The organism is Nocardioides sp. SR21 (genome assembly GCF_022761125.1).
In the GTDB taxonomy this organism is placed as follows: domain Bacteria; phylum Actinomycetota; class Actinomycetes; order Propionibacteriales; family Nocardioidaceae; genus Nocardioides.
Genome location: NZ_JAKWJR010000015.1, coordinates 1 through 18,694, shown reverse-complemented (window position 1 = coordinate 18,694; position 18,694 = coordinate 1). Strand labels below are relative to the sequence as shown.

The 18,694-nt window shown below is 73.7% G+C and carries 15 protein-coding genes; 9 read left to right on the top strand and 6 right to left on the bottom strand.

What is annotated here, in order from left to right:
• Positions 1-27: 27 nt before the first annotated feature.
• Positions 28-456 (bottom strand): MarR family winged helix-turn-helix transcriptional regulator, encoded by a 429-nt coding sequence (locus tag MJ604_RS22165; protein WP_243060893.1) that lies wholly within the window; start codon positions 454-456, stop codon positions 28-30.
• Between the two features lie 76 nt (positions 457-532).
• On the opposite strand from MJ604_RS22165, the gene MJ604_RS22160 reads away from it, so the two are divergent.
• The gene (locus MJ604_RS22160; protein WP_243060892.1) at positions 533-1,153 is read left to right on the top strand and encodes a maleylpyruvate isomerase family mycothiol-dependent enzyme; all 621 of its coding nucleotides are present in this window, start codon (positions 533-535) and stop codon (positions 1,151-1,153) included.
• Here MJ604_RS22160 and MJ604_RS22155 read toward each other — a convergent pair.
• Positions 1,150-3,051, bottom strand: coding sequence for a CocE/NonD family hydrolase (locus MJ604_RS22155; protein WP_243060891.1), 1,902 nt, complete (start codon positions 3,049-3,051; stop codon positions 1,150-1,152). The two genes, MJ604_RS22160 and MJ604_RS22155, sit on opposite strands and share 4 nt — an antisense overlap.
• Complete coding sequence (locus MJ604_RS22150) at positions 3,048-4,103, bottom strand: P1 family peptidase (RefSeq protein WP_243060890.1); 1,056 nt, start codon at positions 4,101-4,103, stop codon at positions 3,048-3,050. The genes MJ604_RS22155 and MJ604_RS22150 overlap by 4 nt, the downstream gene beginning before the upstream one ends.
• 48 nt (positions 4,104-4,151) lie before the next feature.
• Between MJ604_RS22150 and MJ604_RS22145 the strand changes: the two genes are divergently transcribed.
• A complete protein-coding gene (locus MJ604_RS22145) occupies positions 4,152-5,198 on the top strand; it encodes a hypothetical protein (RefSeq protein WP_243060889.1) in 1,047 nt (348 codons plus the stop codon).
• Position 5,199: 1 nt separating this feature from the next.
• Here MJ604_RS22145 and MJ604_RS22140 read toward each other — a convergent pair whose 3' ends face one another.
• A complete protein-coding gene (locus MJ604_RS22140; RefSeq protein WP_243060888.1) occupies positions 5,200-6,216 on the bottom strand; it encodes an LLM class flavin-dependent oxidoreductase in 1,017 nt (338 codons plus the stop codon).
• 124 nt (positions 6,217-6,340) lie between these two features.
• Between MJ604_RS22140 and MJ604_RS22135 the strand changes: the two genes are divergently transcribed.
• The gene (locus MJ604_RS22135; protein ID WP_243060887.1) at positions 6,341-8,527 is read left to right on the top strand and encodes an MMPL family transporter; all 2,187 of its coding nucleotides are present in this window, start codon (positions 6,341-6,343) and stop codon (positions 8,525-8,527) included.
• Positions 8,524-9,237, top strand: coding sequence for a hemerythrin domain-containing protein (locus MJ604_RS22130; RefSeq protein ID WP_243060886.1), 714 nt, complete (start codon positions 8,524-8,526; stop codon positions 9,235-9,237). Before MJ604_RS22135 ends, MJ604_RS22130 begins: the two co-directional genes overlap by 4 nt.
• A gap of 39 nt (positions 9,238-9,276) precedes the next feature.
• On the opposite strand, the gene MJ604_RS22125 is transcribed toward MJ604_RS22130, so the two are convergent.
• Complete coding sequence (locus tag MJ604_RS22125; protein WP_243060885.1) at positions 9,277-12,660, bottom strand: BTAD domain-containing putative transcriptional regulator; 3,384 nt, start codon at positions 12,658-12,660, stop codon at positions 9,277-9,279.
• 84 nt (positions 12,661-12,744) lie between these two features.
• On the opposite strand from MJ604_RS22125, the gene MJ604_RS22120 reads away from it, so the two are divergent.
• From MJ604_RS22120 to MJ604_RS22110, 3 genes are read left to right on the top strand one after another with little or no spacing between them, the layout of a single operon-like run.
• Complete coding sequence (locus MJ604_RS22120) at positions 12,745-13,521, top strand: hypothetical protein (protein WP_243060884.1); 777 nt, start codon at positions 12,745-12,747, stop codon at positions 13,519-13,521.
• Positions 13,522-13,537: 16 nt separating this feature from the next.
• Positions 13,538-15,361 (top strand): ATP-binding protein, encoded by a 1,824-nt coding sequence (locus MJ604_RS22115; RefSeq protein ID WP_243060883.1) that lies wholly within the window; start codon positions 13,538-13,540, stop codon positions 15,359-15,361.
• A complete protein-coding gene (locus MJ604_RS22110) occupies positions 15,358-15,999 on the top strand; it encodes a response regulator transcription factor (protein WP_243060882.1) in 642 nt (213 codons plus the stop codon). Before MJ604_RS22115 ends, MJ604_RS22110 begins: the two co-directional genes overlap by 4 nt.
• On the opposite strand, the gene MJ604_RS22105 is transcribed toward MJ604_RS22110, so the two are convergent.
• A complete protein-coding gene (locus MJ604_RS22105) occupies positions 15,996-16,976 on the bottom strand; it encodes a glycosyl hydrolase family 18 protein (RefSeq protein ID WP_243060881.1) in 981 nt (326 codons plus the stop codon). The two genes, MJ604_RS22110 and MJ604_RS22105, sit on opposite strands and share 4 nt — an antisense overlap.
• Positions 16,977-16,994: 18 nt before the next feature.
• Between MJ604_RS22105 and MJ604_RS22100 the strand changes: the two genes are divergently transcribed.
• Together MJ604_RS22100 and MJ604_RS22095 are read left to right on the top strand one after the other, a co-directional pair.
• The gene (locus MJ604_RS22100; RefSeq protein WP_243060880.1) at positions 16,995-17,399 is read left to right on the top strand and encodes an NUDIX domain-containing protein; all 405 of its coding nucleotides are present in this window, start codon (positions 16,995-16,997) and stop codon (positions 17,397-17,399) included.
• 18 nt (positions 17,400-17,417) lie between these two features.
• Positions 17,418-18,335, top strand: coding sequence for an SMP-30/gluconolactonase/LRE family protein (locus MJ604_RS22095; RefSeq protein ID WP_243060879.1), 918 nt, complete (start codon positions 17,418-17,420; stop codon positions 18,333-18,335).
• The last annotated feature ends 359 nt before the right edge of the window (positions 18,336-18,694 follow it).

Here is an 18,694-nt window from a genome sequence, read left to right as displayed (position 1 = left end):
GAGTGTGCGCCCTGGGTCACCCGGTCGTCACTCCCACGGATCGGTGATGCCGCGCAGGCGCAGCAGGATGCTGCGGAGCCGCTCGAGCTCGCGGTCGCCGAGGTGCTCGCGCCACTCGGTCTCGATCCGGTCCTGCATCACGCGCGCGATGGCGACCGCCTGGTGACCTCGGTCGGTGATGCGGATCAGCCGCGCGCGGGCGTCGCTCGGGTCGGGGACGCGTTCGACGTACCCGCCCGCCTCCAGCTGGTCCACGAGGAACCCGGCCGTCTGCTTCGTGACCTGGGCGGACGCCGCGAGCTCGGTCAGCCGTGACCCGTCCGCGTCGACGCGCTGGAACACGCGCGCCTGCGCCAGGGTCACGGGATAGCCCGCGGCGACGACGGCGTCCAGGATCCGCTGCTCCATGTGCCGGTAGGGCAGGAAGAGGAGAACGCCGAGGCTGGGATCGGTCACGACATTTTCCTTGCGTCGGGAGACCGGACGACCGACACTTTAGTCAGATTCTCTGACTTGTTTGGAGAGGCGTGCCGTGGACGTCGAGACCCAGTGGAAGTACACCGAAGCCGAACGCCGGAGCCTGGGCGCGCTGCTCGCGGGCCTGTCCGCCGAGGAGTGGGAGACGCCGTCGCTCTGCTCCGAGTGGCGGGTGCGGGACGTGGCGGCGCACGTCGCCATGACCCCTGCCGGTGCACCGTCGACCTGGCAGATCGCGTCGGGTCTCGTCCGTGCGCGGGGCGACCTGTGGGGCTTCGGTCGCGACGTGGCGATCGCCTGGGGAGCGGACCGCTCGACCGACGACATCGTGGAGGTGCTGGACCGGCAGGCGGGCTCGAGACGCAAGCCGATCGTGACGAACGCGGAGAACATGCTGCTCGACGTGCTCGTCCACACGCAGGACATCGCCGTACCGCTCGGGATCGACCACCCGGTGCCCACGGACGCCGGCGTCACGGCGTTCCACCGGATCTGGTCCATGGGCTGGCCGTTCCACGCCCGCAAGAAGCTCGCCGGGCTCCGGCTCGAGGCGACCGACGCCGACCTCGCCGTCGGGGAGGGCGCGGTCGTGCGGGGCCCGTTGAGTGCCCTGCTGCTGCTCGCCACGGGGCGGACGGCAGCACGTGATCGGCTGGAGGGGCTGCCCGGCGCCTAGACCGACCTCGGGACGAGCTCGCGCCAGGACCGCTCCGACACGACCTCGCCGTCCAACGTGGCGACGGTGTCGATGGCCACGTCGAAGCCGGCGCGGGTGATGGCGATGTCCATGGTCGACGTGACGCTGATGTCGATACCGGGCCAGCTCAGGTCGTACGTCGTGACCGCGTGGGACGCCTGGTCCCAGGTGCGGCGGTCGACGCTGACGGCGCCGAGGTACTCCTCGCGGGTGGTGCCGTCGTACGGCGACTCGTACTCGGACACCGAGTAGGTGTGGGCGGTCGTACGGCGGTTGATGACGTCGTCCTCGATCGACCAGCGGACGCCCTCGGCGGACTCCGAGGTGTGCTCCGCGCCCGCGGTGAACACCGGTGTCGGCCAGGAGCCGGAGAGCACCGGCAGGGTGACGGTTCCGGAGTGGACGGTGAGCACCACCGGCGCCGGTGGGGCGATCGTGTTCGGCCAGTCGGCCCCGGAGACGCTGATGCGGAGGACCTGCCCGGGCGACCACCGGTAGGCGCAGGCGTCGAGGTCGAGGCTGACGTCGTACTCCTGGCCGGGGACCAGCAGCCGGGGTTCGCCGTGCACGTCGTCGCGGAACGTCAGGTCGACCGAGCCCCGCGACACCAGGGCGGACGTGCCGTCGGGGAAGACGTCGCAGAGCTTCACCGACAGCGAGGCGAGCGGCTGGTCGACGCTGATCCGCAGCCGGGCGACCGGATGCCCGACGACCGGGTCGACCGGGGGAGCGGTGTCCCACGTGAGCGACCGGGCGTCGTCGTAGCGCTGGTCACCCGAGAGCCCCCACGGCAGGTGGCCGGCGCAGTCGATCCACGCGGCGGTGCCGGTGTCGGGCAGGACCGTCAGCGGGTCCAGCCCCGCGAGGTGCACGTCGACCGAGGACGTCGGCGGCACCGACGGCAGGGTGACCCAGTAGCCCTCGTGCAGGTCGAGGTCCGGCTCGGGAGCGGTCGACGTCCGCACGAAGACGTCACACCCCGACACGTGGGCCCCGTCGTCGGATCGCAGCCACCGGTCGAACCACGCGACCATCTCGACGTCGAGGTCGATCCGTGGCCCGGGCATCGCGGTCTTCGGGTCGGCGTGCGCCCAGGGCCCGGCGAGCAGGCGGTGCGGCACCCCGGCAGCAGCCAGCGCCGCCATCGTCCGGAACGAGTTGTTGCGGTACCCGTCGGCCCAGCCCGCGACGATCATCGTGGGCACCTCGATGCGGTCGTAGCCCGGCCGCACGGACCCGGCCTGCCAGTAGGCGCCGTGCTTCGTCTCGCGCAGCCAGGTCAGCCCCCACGGCTCGTTGGTCGCGAGCCGCCGCTCCCACTCCTCGCGCCACGTCGGCCCCCAGACGGCAGGGACGGGCGGCAGCACGCACATCGGCGTCATGTAGTGGCAGTAGTCGACGAGGTCGACCAGCTTCAGCGCGGCGCCACGCCAGTGCACGTCGTCGGTCCAGCGGTCGTCGCTGCTGTAGATCGAGAACACCGCGCCGAGTCCCGGCGGCCGCTCGCACGCGAGCTGCAGGCCGTTGAAGCCGGAGTACGACGTCCCGAAGATCCCGACCTTCCCGTTGCACCAGTCCTGCGCGGCCAGCCAGGCGATCACCTCGACGAGGTCGGCCGGCTCCTCGGGTGGGTACTCGTCGGTCGCGTCGCCCGACGACGAGCCGGTGCCGCGCAGGTCGAGCCGGCAGACCGCGAAGAGGCACTCGTCGCTGAGGTGCCGATAGCCCGGGGCGTACGACGACGTGAGGTCGTCCTTGCGGTACGGCAGCGCCTCGAGCAGGCAGGGCTGCGGGCCGGCGGCGGGGTCGGGCAGGTACAGCGTCGCGGCCAGCTCCACGCCGTCGCGCATCCGGATGCGGACCTCGGCGGTGTTCATCGCAGCAGCTCCAGGACGTCGGGCGAGTGCAGCGACTCGCTGGTGTTGCCGTCGCGCCCCACGGTGGTGGGCGCCATGAACATCGAGTTGAGCACCGACTCCTCGGTCGCCTCGACGACCGCGGCGAACAGCGGGTCGAGAGCCCTGCCGCTGAGCGGTCTCCCCTCGAACGCCTGGTCCCGGTCCAGCCGCAGCCCGGTGCCGAACGCCATGAAGATCTCGCCGCTGCCGTGGTGCGCCACCGACCCGGTGCGCGCCAGGCCGAGCCCGACCCGGCGCGCCAGCCGTGCGCACGAGGCGCCGTCGACCGGGGCGTCGGTGACCACCAGCCCGATGCACGAGCCGGCGGGCTTGTCGGGGGTGGACGGCGCCGGTGGCAGCAGCCGCCCGACGGGGGTGCCGGCCACGACGAGCTCGGAGCGCGCGCCGAAGTTGGTCATCAGCAGCACCGCGACGGTGTACCCCTCGGCGGTCACCCGCGAGGACGTGCCGATGCCGCCCTTGAAGCCCAGGCAGGACATGCCGGTCCCGGAGCCGACCGCACCCTCCTCGGGCGGCGAGGCGGACCCGCGCGAGGCGAGCGCGGCAGCATGCGCGCTGCGGACGTCGTCCGCGGTCACGTGCATCCGGCGGCAGTCGTTGAGGAACGAGTCGTCGCACTCACCGACGACCGGGATCACGACCTCGTCGGCCACCTCGCCATCGCGGTCGAGCTCGATCTGGCAGGCGGCGTCGTACACGCGCCCGAGCTGCATCGTCGACGTCAGGTACACCGGCGTCTCGGCCGCGGCCCACTCGGCGGCGGTGATGAACCCGGTGCACTCGCCGGCGCCGTTGAGCACCGCGCCGCCGGCCGGGACCGGGCGGCGGTACGCGTCCTCGGCGAGCAGCAGGCAGGTGACGCCGGTGCGGGCGACGAGTGGCTCGTCCTGCCACACCGTGGCGTGCCCGAGGCCGACCCCGGCCACGTCGAGGACCGAGTTGGTCGGACCGGTCGGCAGCGTGCCGATCTCGATCCCTCCCGGAATCTGTACGTCACGGGCGCGCGGCATGCCGCCATCCTGCCGGAGCACCCGCCCCGCCGGTGGGATGCTGACGCTGTGCGCATCCCCGTGGTCTGGTCGCCGGACACCCTGCTCCACGTCCCGAAGCACGAGGTCTGGGTCGGCGTGCCGACGCCCGGCACCGAGCTGCCCGAGCGCGTCGACGTCATCCTCGAGGCCCTGGCCGAGCACCCGCGCCACGAGGCGACCGCGCATGACGACCGGTTCCTCGACGCCGTCCACGACCGTGGGCTCCTCGACTTCCTCCGGACCGCGGCCGACGAGTGGGCGCAGGGTCCGTACGACGACCTGGTCGGCCAGGACCGGGTGGTGCCGTACTTCTTCCAGACCGACGCGCTCGTCGCCGGCATGACGCCGAGCCCGCCGGCGGCGATGCACGCACGGGCCGGGCAGTACTGCTACGACACGATGACGCTGGTCGGCCCGGGCACATGGGAGGCCGCCCGCGCGGCCGTCGACGTCGCGCTCACCGCGGTCGACCTGTTGGGTGCGGGGGAGCGCGCGGCGTACGGCCTCTGCCGACCGCCGGGCCACCACGTCACGCCGCTGGGGTACGGCGGATCCTGCTACCTCAACAACGCCGCGGTCGCGGCCGAGGCGCTGCGGGCCGCGGGGCACGACACGGTCGCGGTCATCGACGTCGACGCGCACCACGGCAACGGCACGCAGGCGGTGTTCTGGGAACGGGCCGACGTGCGCTACGGGTCACTGCACGTCGACCCCGCGGCGGGCTGGTTCCCGCACGTGTTCGGCCACGCGACCGAGACCGGCGCCGGGGCCGGGGCGGGAGCGACGCGCAACCTCCCGCTCCCCGAGGGCACCGGCGACGGCCCGTGGGTCGATGCAGTCGCCCGGCTCGCCGAGTGGGCGAGCGACTGCGACGCCCTGGTCGTCTCCCTCGGCGTGGACGCTGCGGGGGACGACCCCGAGAGCCCGCTGCAGGTCACCGCGGACGGATTCCACGCAGCGGGCCGGGTGCTCGGCGACCTCGGGGTGCCGAGCGTGCTGGTCCAGGAGGGCGGCTACGACCTGGCGAACATGGGTCGCCTGGTCGCGGCCTACCTGGACGGCCACGGCGGCTGACTCAGCGCCAGCCGAGGTCGGCGGCCACCTTCATCACGTTCTCGAGGACGTGGGCGTTGTAGTCGACGCCGAGCTGGTTCGGGACCGTGAGCAGCACCGTGTCCGCGGCGGCGATCGCCTCGTCCTCGGCGAGGTCCCTCGCCAGCTGGTCGGGCTCGCCGGCGTACGTCTTGCCGAAGCGGGCGAGGCCGCCGTCGAGCTGGCCGACCTGGTCCTGGCTGCGAGACTCGCCGCCGAAGTAGGCGCGGTCCAGGTCGCTCACGATCGGGAAGATGCTGCGGCTCACCGACACCCGCGGCGTGCGCTCGTGCCCGGCGGCCTTCCACGCGTCGCGGAAGCGCTGGATCTGCTCGGCCTGCAGCTGGTGGAACGGCACACCGGTGTCCTCGGTGAGCAGCGTCGAGCTCATCAGGTTCATGCCCTGCTCCGCGGTCCACTCGGCGGTGGCGCGGCTGCCGGCACCCCACCAGATCCGGTCACGGAGACCGGGGGACTGCGGCTCGAGCGGCAGCAGGCCGGGCGGGTTGGGGAACATCGGGCGCGGGTTCGGCTGCGCGAACCCCTTGCCCTGGATGACGTCGAGGAACACCCGCGTGTGGTCGCGCGCCAGGTCGGCGTGGTCGGTGCCCTCGGCGGGCTCGTAGCCGAAGTAGCGGAAGCCGTCGACGACCTGCTCCGGTGACCCACGGCTCACGCCGAGCTGCAGCCGCCCGCCGGAGATCAGGTCCGCGGCGCCGGCGTCCTCGGCCATGTACAGCGGGTTCTCGTAGCGCATGTCGATGACACCGGTGCCGATCTCGATCCGGCTGGTGCGGGCGCCGACGGCGGCGAGCAGGGGGAACGGCGAGGCCAGCTGCCGCGCGAAGTGGTGCACGCGGAAGTAGGCGCCGTCGACGCCCAGCTCCTCGGCGGCGACCGCGAGGTCGATGGACTGGAGCAGCGCGTCGGCCGCGGTCCGCGTCTGCGACTGCGGCGACGGCGTCCAGTGCCCGAAGGACAGGAACCCGATCTTCTTCATGCCGGTCCAACGAAGATTGAACGCTCAATCTTCCCGGGACGAGCCTCCAAGTCGCTTCCCAGTCGGGCTCAAGTACCTGCGGCGAAGGTTCACTCACCAAGAACCTCACCCAGGGAGCACAACCGTGAACCGCATCCTCTACCGCCTCGGTCGCAGCACCGCGGCGCACCCGTGGCGGACGATCTCCGCCTGGATCGCCGCCGTCGTCGTCGCGTTCGTCGCGGCGGGGGCTCTCGGCGGGACCTTCCACGACGACTACAACGTCGAGGGCGCCCGCGCCCAGGACGGCATCGAGCAGCTCCGGGCGCACGTCCCGGGCGGCGGTGGCGCCACCGCGCAGGCCGTCGTCCACGACGAGAGCGGCGCCCCGCTCGACGCCGCCGACCTGACCGCGCTCACCCAGCGCATCAGCGAGATCGAGCACGTCTCCTACGTGACCGCCCCGCGGATCTCCGAGGACGGCGACACCGCGCTCGTGGAGTGGGAGTACGACGTGCCGTCGACCGACGAGGACCTCGTCGGCGCCGACGGCTACGACCCCATGGAGGCGGCCATCGAGCCGCTGCGCGACGCCGGTCTCCAGGCGGAGCTCGGCGGCGAGCTGCCGAGCCAGACCGAGTCGACCATGAAGGGCACCGGCGAGCTGGTCGGTGTGATCGCGGCGCTGGTGATCCTGGTGATCGCGTTCGGCTCGGTCGTCGCAGCCGGCCTCCCGGTCGCCGTCGCCCTCCTGGGTCTCGCGGTCGGCTCGGCGGGGGTCACCATCCTCGCCGGGGTCACCGACGTGAGCACGATCGCCCCGACCATCGCCACTATGGTCGGTCTCGGGGTCGGCATCGACTACGCCCTGCTGCTGGTGAACCGGCACGTCGAGTTCCTCGGCCAGGGCCTGCACAAGCACGAGGCCGCCGGCCGGGCACTGGCCACCGCCGGCCGCTCGGTCGTGTACGCCTCGGTCACCGTGCTGATCTCGCTGATGGGCCTCAACCTCGGGGGTCTCCCGGTCTACGCGACGTTCGGCTACGCCACCGCGATCGCCGTCGTCTCGGTGCTCGCTGCGGCGATCACCCTCGTCCCGGCGCTGTGCGGCCTGGCCGGCAACAAGCTCAAGCCGCGCAAGGTCCGCAAGGCTGCGCAGGAGTCCGGGACCACTCGCATCGAGAAGACCCCGCTCACCGCCCGGTGGGCCGCCCGCGTGGTCCGGCGTCCGGTCGCCTTCGGTCTCGCCGCGCTGATCTTCCTCCTGGCGCTCGCCGCGCCCGTACTCGGCATGCGCACCTGGCCGCAGGACGGCAGCAGCGCGGGAGAGGCGACCTCGCAGCGCCAGGCCTACGACCTGATCGACGCCGAGTTCGGCGCCGGTGCGAACGGACCGTTCACCGTCGTCGTCGAGACCGCGAAGGCCGACCCGGCCGCAGCGGCCGAGACCGTCGCCGACGTGCCCGGCATCGTCAGCGTCACCGAGCCCGTCACCACCCCCGACGGTGAGCTCGCCGTGTTCACCGCCGAGCCGGCGTACGGCCCCGCGGACGAGAAGATCCCCGGCCTGGTGGCCGACGTCCGCGCCGAGCTGCCCGAGGGTGTCGAGATCACCGGCCAGACGCCGTTCTTCTCCGACATCGTGGACCTGCTCGACGCCCGGCTGTGGGTCGTCGTGGTCTTCGTGGTCGGCGTCTCGGTCCTGCTGCTGGCGATGATGTTCCGCTCGATCGTCGTCCCGGTGAAGGCCGCGGTGATGAACCTGCTGTCGATCACGGCGTCGTACGGCGTGCTCGTGCTGGTGTTCCAGCACGGCTTCGGCGGCAGCCTCCTGGGTGTCGACCACGCGGTGCCGGTGTCGAGCTGGCTGCCGATCCTGATGTTCGCCATCCTCTTCGGGCTGAGCATGGACTACGAGGTCTTCCTCCTGTCCCGCATCCGGGAGTTCTGGCTGAAGACCGGTGACGCCACCGCCAGCGTCGAGCGCGGCCTGGCCGCGACCGGCCGGGTCATCTCGTCGGCCGCCGCGATCATGGTCGTCGTGTTCCTCGGCTTCTCGACCGAGGCCGACACCGTGGTCAAGCAGCTCGGCTTCGGCATGGCCGTCGCGATCATCCTCGACGCGACCGTCGTCCGGATGGTCCTGGTCCCGGCGACCATGACCCTGCTCGGCAAGTGGAACTGGTGGCTGCCGGCCTGGCTCGACCGCCTGCTCCCGAGCATCGAGGCCGAGAAGCACGAGATCGGCTCCGGGGCCGACTCCGACCAGGTCTGGGACGAGTTCGACACCACCGAGTCCGTCGACGACAGCATCGGGGCAGGTGCCCGGTGACGACACGGAACGACGTCACCTGGCCGCGGCAGCTCCGGCTGCCCGGCCAGGCGGCGGCCCCCGAGGGGCCGCTCGACATGCAGACGATGTACCTCATGCACCACGCGTTCCGGCGCGACCTGGACGCGTTCGCCGAGGCGGTCCGCAACACCCCGGTCGAGGACCGGAGGACGTGGCGGCTGCTGGCCCAGCGCTGGGAGCTCTTCACCGAGGTGCTGCACAAGCACCACACGGCGGAGGACGACCTGATCTGGCCGGCGCTGATGTCGCGCGGCTCGTCCGACGACGTGGTCGTGCTCGAGGCCATGGAGAGCGAGCACCTGGAGATCGACCCGCGGCTCGAGGCCTGCACGGCCGGCTTCCAGCGGCTCTCGCGCAAGGCCGACGAGGACGCCCGGGCGGCCCTCACCGTGCGGATCTGCGCGGCGCGGGAGCTGCTGCGCCGTCACCTGGCGCACGAGGAGTCCTCGGCGATCGCGATCCTCCAGCGCCTCGTCACGGCAGAGGAGTGGGCCGAGATCGAGAAGGAGATCGGCAAGGACACCTCGCTCCGGTTCGCCGTCCAGGTGGTCCCGTGGGTCGCGCACTGCATCCCGCGCGAGGTCCTCGACCGCGTCTTCCACGACATCGATGCGGGATTCCGGATGATCTGGGTGCTCACCCGCCGGCGCTTCGCCCGGCGCGAGGCCCGAGCGTTCAGGTACGCCTAGGGGACACGCGTCAGCGGATCCGCCACGGGGCACGTCTCCCTAGACACCCAGACGTTCACGCTCGCGGCGGACCCAGTCCGCCGCGAGCGGGGCGTCCCAGGCCAGCGCCTGCTCCAGGGCCTGCTCGGCGTGCCGGGCGGCGACCTCGGTCTCGCCGGTGGTGTACGCCGCCATCGCCAGGAACATGTCCACCGGTCCGACCACGGTGCCGGAGCCCGCGCAGGCGGGCCGCCCGGAGAACTCCGTCAGCTGCTCGTACGTCGTGACCGCGAGCTCCCGGTCACCCAGGTAGCTGGCCGCCTCGGCGCCCATCGCGAGCGCCATCGTGAGGAACCAGCTGTTGATGTGGACGGTCTCGTCGACCAGCTGCCGGTTCTCCTCGAGCCAGGCGCGGGCCTCGTCGACGCGGCCGACCCGGCACAGCATGGTCAGCCGCGCGGTCGCCAGGGGCAGGAACGTGCCCTCGTCCTCGAGCTGGATCACGCCGCTGACGACGGCGTCCATCTCGCCGGACCACAGCGCGTGCATCATCAGCGCCCCGGCGACCGACTCGGTGTAGCCCTCGATCGAGACCATGTCGCCCATCGAGGCCAGGTGCTCGATGTGCTTGAGCGCCTCGTCGAACTGGCCGCGCATCGCCGCCCACGCGGTCTCGATTGAGTCCAGCAACAGGTGCGCGTAGACGTGCCGGATCCGGTCGGCCTCGGCGCGCGCCGCGACCAGCGACTCCTCGAGCACCGCGATGTGGCCGAGCTCGCCGGCCGCGACCGCGTGCAGCGTGAGCGCGGAGGCCAGCGCGACATGGTCGTCGAGGGTCCGCGCGATCTCGGCGACCTCGCCGGAGAGCTGGAGCCGGAGCTCGGCGGTCTGCGGGCTCCAGATCGCGGTCAGCGCCTTGAGCCCGGCGTCGACGAACAGCGGGCGGTCACCGAGCCGGCGCGCCATCGCGACCGCCTCCTCGGCGAGCGCCTCGCGCTCCTTGGCGGTGGCGCCGTGGTAGATCTCGCCGGCCAGCGCGAGCATCACGCGGCACCGGATCGGATCGTCTCCGGCCGGCAGCGCGTCCAGTGCGCGACGCAGCGCGTCGACCACGAAGTCGTCGACGACACCGCCGGCCGGCGTCCAGAGCGAGCCGATCGAGGTCATCTCGCCGGCGCGTGCCAGGAGCTCGACGTCACCGGCCTCGTCGGCCACCTCGATCGCCTCGTGCGCGACGCCGCGCAGCTCGATCCAGCGGCCGGCGCGGCGCAGCACGTTCGCGAGGTCGGCGAGGATCTCGAATCGCTCCTGCTCGGTGGAGGTCCGGTCCTCCTCCTGGGTCCGCAGCGCGTGCTCGAGCATCTCGAGCGCCTCGACGTACGCGTAGACCGCGGTCGCGGACCGCGCGGCGGCCTGTGCCGAGCGCCAGGCGTCGCCGACGTGGCGCGGCCCGGCGGCCAGCCAGTGCCGGGCGATCTCGGCCTGGTGACCGGACCGGCCGGCCAGCGCCTGCGCGGCGCGGGCGTGGACGCGGGCGCGGCGGGACTCCGGCAGCGAGCCGAGCACCGTGTCGCGCACGAGCGCGTGGGTGAAGCGGAACCGGTCCACGCCGTCCTCGTCGACGAGACCCGCCGCGAGCGCCGGGTCGAGCGCGTCGAGCACGGCGTCCTCGTCGGTGCCGACGGTCCCGGCGAGGGTCCCGAGCTCGAAGATGCGGCCGATCACGCTCGCGGAGCGCAGCACGTCGCGGGTGTCGTCGCCGAGCTGGGCGAGCCGTCGCGACAGCACCTCGTGGACGGCCGCCGGCGGCTGCGCCTCGGCCAGCAGGGCGGCGAGGTCGCCGCGCTCGCGGGCCAGCCGGGCGTACTCGACGAGGAAGAACGGGTTGCCCTCGGTACGCCGCCGCAGCAGCTCGGTCTCGGCGTCGGTCGGCGCGGTCTCGGAGACCTGCTGGAACACCTGCGCGGTCGCGTCCGCCGAGATGCCGCGCAGCTGGAGCCGCAGCGCGTGCTTGCGGCCGAGCGCCTCGGCGACCTCGGCCAGCGCGCCGGTCGGCGGCGGGTGCTCGCGCCACGTGGTCACCACGAGGAGGCGGACGCCGCCCTCGGAGACCGCGGCCTCGGTGAGGAGCCGCAGCACGCGCAGGCTCGACGTGTCCGCCCAGTGCAGGTCGTCGATCACCAGCATCAGCGGCTGCTTCGCCGCCGCGGCCAGCACCCGCTGGACGACGACCTCCCAGGCGCGGAAGGCCGCGCCGCTGTCGTCGCTGTCGCCGCTGCTGGGCAGCTCGGACCCGATCCGCTCCAGCACGGTCGCCCAGGGCCACAGCGCCGGGGCGCCGTCGTCCTGGGAGCACCGGCCCCACGCGATCGTCATGCCCTGGTCCGCGGCGTACGTCGCCGCCTCGATGGTCAACCGGCTCTTCCCGATCCCGGGGTCGCCGGTGAGTGCCGCGAACGCGGGAGAGCCGCCGGTGGCCACGACGCTGTCGACCAGGCCCCTCAGCGCCGCGAGCTCGTCGTCGCGGCCGGCGAGCGACCAGCCCCAGAGCGTCGGGAACGGCAGGGGAGCGTGCTCCTCGGGGTCGGCGGGCGCGCGCAGGGGTGTGGCCGGGGCGGCGGGTTCGGCCGTCGCGGCCTGCTCCTGGCGGAGCACCGCCTCCTGGACCGCGCGCAGCTCCGGGCCGGGCTCGAGCCCGAGCTCCTCGTCGAGCACGTCGCGCACCTGCCGGAGCACGGCGAGCGCGTCGGCCTGACGGCCCGAGCGGGCCAGCGCCAGCGCGCGCAGCGACCAGGCCCGCTCGCGCAGCGGGTGCTGCCGGGTGAGCGCGTCGAGCTCGGCGGCGACGGTGGCGTGCAGCCCGAGCAGGATGCCGAGCGCGGCCCGGTCCTCGACCGCGAGCACGCGCAGCTCCTCGAGTCGGGCGCGCTCGGCCTCGGCCGCGGGCTCCTCGCCGAGGTCGGCGAACGGCACGCCGCGCCACAGCGCGAGCGCGTCCTCGATCGTCTGGTGCAGCGCGGCCAGCCCGCCCGCGTCGGGGGAGCCGGCCGGCAGCGCCCGGCCGCGGCACAGCGCGTCGGCCAGCGGGACCACCTGCGTGTGGGCGCCGGACACCGCCACCTCGAAGGCCGCGATGTCGAGGTCCTCGTCGGCGATCCGGAGTGCGTACCCGGGTGCCTCGGTCACCAGCAGGTTCCCGCCTCCCCGGGTCTTGCGGTCCGGCTCGAGCGCGCGGCGCAGGCCCGCGACGTACCCCTGCAGCGTCCCGGAGACGCCCGGCGGCGGGCTGCCGCTCCAGATCAGGTCGGCGATCGTGTCGACCGGCACCGCCCGGCCGCGGTGCAGCGCCAGGACCGCGAGCAGCGCCCGCTGCTTCAGGCCGCCGATGTTGACGGGTCCGGCGTCGTCGGTGGCACTCGTCGTGCCCAGGACGCCGATACGCATGGCGGCAGGATAGGGGTGCTGTCGGGACAGGGACAGGACAATCCGGCGATGTCCCCGGGACTGGGGGCGCGGGACGGTCGGGTCATGACGATCTCCTTTGACTCCACCACCGCACCCACGTCCCTGTCCACCACCACCGAGCCGGGCCGGCTGCGCCGGACGGCCGTGGCCGTCACGGGCTTCCTGGCCGCGGCGCTGCCGACGGTCTGGACCATCAACCTCACCCGGTTCGTGGTCACCGGGGAGCTCTCCGAGCACCGCTACCACCAGCTCACCGGCCAGGGCCTGATGCTCACGACGCTGTGGCTGCTGGCCGTCGTTCCGCTCATCGTCGCCGGCTGGAACGGGCGCCGCCCGTCCTCGGCGGCCGGCGTGCTGCACCTGGCCTTCGTCGGCACCGGCGCCGCGTGCTCGGTCGCCGCGACCGGGGGTGGCGCTCCGTCGCTCCTGGCCGTGATCGCGGTGACCGGCGGCCTGCTCTGGCTGGCGCTGCCGCTGCGTCCGCGGCTGCGGCTGCCCGTGCGCATCGACCCGGTGCTGATGCCGCTCGCGCTCGTGACCGCCGCCCTGTCCACGCCGTTCGTCCTCGACCAGATCGACCTGCAGAACGCCGCGACCGGCCACCACGCGCACAACCCGCACCTCTTCGACATGGCCTGGCTGGTGTGCACGCTCACCGTGATCGCCGTTGCCGCGGCGGCGTTCCCGGTCGTACGCCGGCTCGGGGTGCTCGCCGGAGCCGGGTTCGCCTGGACCGGTGCCATCGGGCTCGTGCTCGGCGTCGAGCAGGCCTGGTCCGCGATGTTCCTGGCGGCCGGCGCGGCGCTCGCGCTCGTCTCGGCCCGGCGTGTCCGCGGCTGATCTAGGATCTCGCGCCATGTCGAGCACCCGCGTGGCGGTCGCCCTCGCGCTGCTCGCGGGGGCGATGTCCGTCGCCGCCCTCCTGGTCGTCGGCGACTGGTCGGACGCTCCCGACCTGCCCGTGGACATCGCCATCGGCCTGTCGTACTCGGCCGCCGCCGTCCTGGTGCTCGCGGGCACCGGCGGCCGGCGGATCGGGTGGCTGCTGCTCGGCATCGGCCTGTGCGGCGCGGTCGCGGGGCTGGCGGCCGCCCTGTCGCTCGACGGCATCGGCGACTGGATCTGGGTGGGCGGGTTCCTGCCGCTGCTGACGCTGGTCCCGCTGCTCTACCCCGACGGCCGCCTCCCCGGAGCGCGCTGGCGTCCGTGGGTCGTCACGTCGGTCGCCGGGATGGCGCTGCTCGCCGTCGGCTCGGCGACCTATCCCGGTGACGTCGCCGAGGTCGTGTTCCTGACCGGCGCCGCGGTGCTCGTCCCGTCCTGCCTGGCCGGCGCCGCCGCCCTGGTCGTCCGGTGGCGGCGCGCCGACGGGCTGGTACGCCGCCAGGTGCAGGTGCTGCTGGTGCCGGCGGGACTGCTGCTCCTGGACACGGTGCTGCAGGGCTGGCTGCCCTGGCCGGCCAACGCGCTGACCCAGGCGGCCGCGACCGCGCTGGTGCCGGTCGCGATCGGCGTCGCCGTGACCCGGCACCGGCTCTACGACCTCGACCTCGCCGTCTGCCGCGCGGTCGGTGGGCTCAGCCTCGCGGTCTGCCTGGCCGCGATCTACGTCAGCCTGTTCCTGCTGGTCGCCGCGGTCCTGCCCGGTGGTCCGACCGTCGCCGCGGCCACGGCCGCCGCGGTGTGCGGGCTGCTGCTGCACCCGCTCGGCGTGCGACTCACCCGCGGTGTGGACCGGATGTTCTACGGCGACCGCGCCGACCCCGCGCGCGTCCTGGAGGCGACTGCGGCGGCGCTGCGCGACGACCTCGGCGAGGTCCCGGAGCGGGTCTGCGCGGTGCTCGTCGAGTCGCTGCGGCTCGGCTCGGCGACCATCGTCGTCGGCGTCGCGGAGCCGGGTCTCCCGCTCACGCACCGCGGCGAGGTCGTCGGCACCCTGCTCGTCACCCCACGCGCCGGCGAGGCCGGGCTCTCGTCCCGCGACGCCGACCTGCTGGCGGTCGTGTGCGACCAGGTCGCCCCGGCGGTCGCGGCGCTGCGGCTCTCCGACCGGCTCCAGCACAGCCGGGCCGCGCTGGTGACCGCCCGGGAGGAGGAGCGCCGCCGGCTGCGGCGCGACCTCCACGACGGGGTCGGCGCCGCGCTGGCCGGCGTACGCCTCCAGGTCGAGACCGCGCGCGACCTGGTGACCGACCCGGTCGCGGGCGGCCTGCTGCACTCCGCGGCGGCCGGGGTCGCCACCGCCGTCGACGACGTCCGTGCGATCACCGACGACCTCCGGCCCGCCGTGCTCGACGACCTCGGCCTCGGCGCCGGCCTGCGCGGCCTCGCGGACCGGATGGCCACGCCCGGCACCGGCATCGACGTGACCGTCGACCTCGACGGTCAACTGCCGGCCGCCGTCGAGGTCGCGTGCTACCGGATCGCGGCCGAGGCGCTCGCGAACGCGGTCCGGCACGCGCGCGCCCGCCGGGTCGCCGTACACCTCGACGGCACGCCGGACTGGGTCTCGCTGCGCGTCGAGGACGACGGCGCCGGGCTGCCCGAGAGTCCGCGCGCCGGTGGCCTCGGGCTCGCGTCGATGCGCCAGCGCGCGGAGGAGATCGGCGGCCGGCTGACCGTCACCAGCACCGCGGCGGGCACCGTCGTCCGCGCCGACCTGCCCCTGGAGGCACGATGACCCGCCTGCTGCTCGTCGACGACCACCCGCTGTTCCTCGACGGGGTCCGCGCGGCCCTCACGGGGGCCACCGACCTCGAGATCGTGGGGGAGGCGCACGACGGCGGCAGCGGTGTCGCGCTCGCGGCCGAGCTCGCGCCCGACCTGGTGCTGATGGACCTGAACCTCCCCGACATCACCGGGGTCGACGCCACCGGCCGGATCCTCGCGGCCGCCCCGGAGACGCGGGTGCTGATGATGACGATGAGCGCCGACGACGACGCCGTGGTCGCGGCGATGCGCGCCGGAGCGCGCGGGTACGTCGTCAAGGGCGCCGGCCGCGAGGACCTGCTGCACGCGATCCGCACGGTCGCGTCCGGGGGAGCGGTGTTCAGCCCGACGGTCGCCGACCGGCTCGGCCGGTTCTTCACCGGGATGGCGACCGGCGCGGGCCGCGAGGCGTTCCCGCAGCTCACGTCGCGCGAGGTCGAGGTGCTCGACCTGGTCGCGCGCGGGCTCGACAACCGCCGGATCGCCCGGCAGCTGCACCTGTCCGACAAGACCGTGCGCAACCACGTGTCGAACGTGCTCACCAAGCTCGGGGTCGAGGACCGCTCCGAGGCGGTCGCTCGGGCGCGTGCCGCAGGGTTGGGCGACTAGCGCAGGGTGTCGGCGGACCCGAGCCGCCAGACGGCCAGGCCGTGAAGGCCGTGCTCACGCGCCAGGTCGACCCGCGCGGCGTACGACCGCCTGTCCGACCACCACAGCTCAGTGCCGTTGGAGAGCGTCGTGGTCCACTCGCCGTCCTCGGCGACCCACCGCGGGCGGGCGTCGTCGCGCTCGACCATCCGGCGGATCGTCGTGATCGTGTAGCTCCGACCGGTGCCGTTCTCCGGCCAGCTGTAGCCGTAGCCGGCGACGCCGAGGTCCAGCTTCGCCGGGGGTACGGCGTCCAGCGCGGCCTCGAGCGAGCGGCGCTGCCAGTCGAGGGAGCCGACCGGCCCCGGGGCCGACCAGGTCGGCCCGTGCTCGTCGTACGTCATCAGCTTGATGGTGTCGGCGGCCTCGCCGAGCGCGCGCATCCGGTAGCCGCGGTCGCGGTAGCCGTCGAGCGAGCCGGTGGCGCTGACGTCGATCGTGACGGTCCTGGCGGCGGGCATCGCGTCCTGGATCGCGTGGACGAACGCGACCAGGCCGTCGGCGTCGCGGCCGCGGAGCCGCTCGAGGTCGATGTTCACCCCGTCCCAGCCCTGCCGCACGAACCGGCCGAGGCGCTCCGCGACGGTCGCGATGTGACGGTCGTCGTCCAGCAGCCGGTGCGCGGCGCGCGGGTCGAAGTCCTCGAGGCGGTTGCTGTAGTTGCTGACCAGCAGCTCGGCGCGCAGGCCGTTGCGGTGGGCGGCCCGCAGCAGCCGCCGGGCGTCGTCGATCGGGGCCGCGACGCGGTCGCCGCCCGGCCCGATGCTCACGCCGGCGACGCTCAGTGTGCTGATCCCGCCCGCGTTCCGCTCGACGATCCGGTCGCCGCCGCTCTGCAGGATCCAGCCGGTGACCTCGAGCCCGTCCGGCTCCTGGGCGGCCGCCGGTGCGGCCGGGACGAGCAGGGCGAGGGGGAGCAGGGCGGCCACGAGACGCATGTCGCTAGCGTGGCATCCGTGCCCCGGTTCGCCTGCATCGTCCTGGTCGACGACCGGGGCTGGCTGCTCCTGCAGGAGCGCGACGAGCACCCGGTGCTCGACCCGGAGAAGTGGGGGTTCGTCGGCGGGCACGTCGAGGACGGCGAGGACCCGGAGCAGGCGGCGTACCGTGAGCTGGCCGAGGAGACCGGCATCTCGTTGGAGCCCGGTGCGCTGACGCTGTGGCGCGAGGAGACCTTGCCGCGCGGGTCGTATCGGATCTGGACCGCACGCGTCGACCTGACCGACGCCGACGTGGTGCTCGGCGAGGGCCGCCAGATCGTGTTCGTGGACCCGGGCGTCGTGTTCGACCTCGACCTGGCCGACGTGGCGCGGTCGCAGCTCCGGGAGTTCCTGGCGTCCGACCTGTACGCCGGCCGGTGAGACTGCTCTGATGTGCGCATGAGCACCCTCGAGGTCATCCCGGTCCCCGGCCCCGGCGCCGAGGACGTCGTCGTCGCCCCCGACGGCGCCGTCTACACCGGCACCGGGGACGGTGCGGTCCTCCGGGTCTCGCACGACGGGCGCCGGGTCGAGCGGGTCGCGCACACCGGCGGACGACCGCTCGGCATCGAGATCGACCTCGACGGCCGGCTGCTGGTCTGCGACGCGAACCGCGGCCTGCTGCGCGTCGACCCGCGCTCCGGTGGGATCGAGGACGTCACCGACTCCCTGGCCGGTGCGCCGATGCGGTTCTGCAACAACGCCGCGATCGCCACCGACGGGACCGTGTGGTTCTCCGACTCCTCGACGAAGTACGGCGTCACCCACTGGAAGGACGACTTCGTCCAGAACACCCGCACCGGCCGGCTCGCCCGGCTCGGCAGCGACGGGGTGCCGGAGGTCGTCCTCGACGGGCTGGCGTTCGCCAACGGCGTCGCGCTCGCCGCCGACGAGTCGTACGTCGCGGTCGCCGAGACCGGCGCCCGCACGGCCGTGCGGTGGTGGCTCACCGGCCCGAAGGCCGGCACCCGCGACTTCCTGGTCTCCGACCTGCCCGGCTACCCCGACAACATCGCCCGGGGAAGCGACGGCCTGATCTGGATCTCGCTGGCCAGCCCGAAGGACCCGGTCGTCGAGCTGCTCCAGAAGGCTCCCGTCCCGATCCGCCGCAGCGTGACGAAGATCCCGGAGGGGCTGCAGCCCAAGCCGAAGCGCACCATCCGCGCGCAGGCGTACGACGACGCCGGCACCCTCGTCCACGACGTCGACCTGCCGGATGCGACGTACCACATGGTCACGGGCGTGCGGGAGCACGACGGCCGGCTCTGGCTGGGCAGCCTCCACGAGCCCGCGATCGCGGTCGTCGACCTCCCGTAGTCGAGCTGGGCCGTTGGTCGAGCTTGTCGAGACCCCGTTGGTCGGGGTCGGCGGTCGGGTGCGGGGGTCGCGACGACGCTCGCTGGCGCTCGCTGCTCGACCACCGGTGGTCGAGCTTGTCGAGACCCCTGGCGCTCGCTGCTCGACCGCCGGGCCGGGGCTCGCTGCTCGACCGCCGTTGGTCGAGCTTGTCGAGACCGCGTTGGTCGGGGTCGGCGGTCAGGTGCGGGGGTCTCGACGACGCTCGCTGGCGCTCGCTGCTCGACCACCGTTGGTCGAGCTTGTCGAGACCCCGTTGGTCGGGGTCGGTGGTGGGGTGCGGGGGTCTCGACGACGCTCGCTGGCGCTCGCTGCTCGAC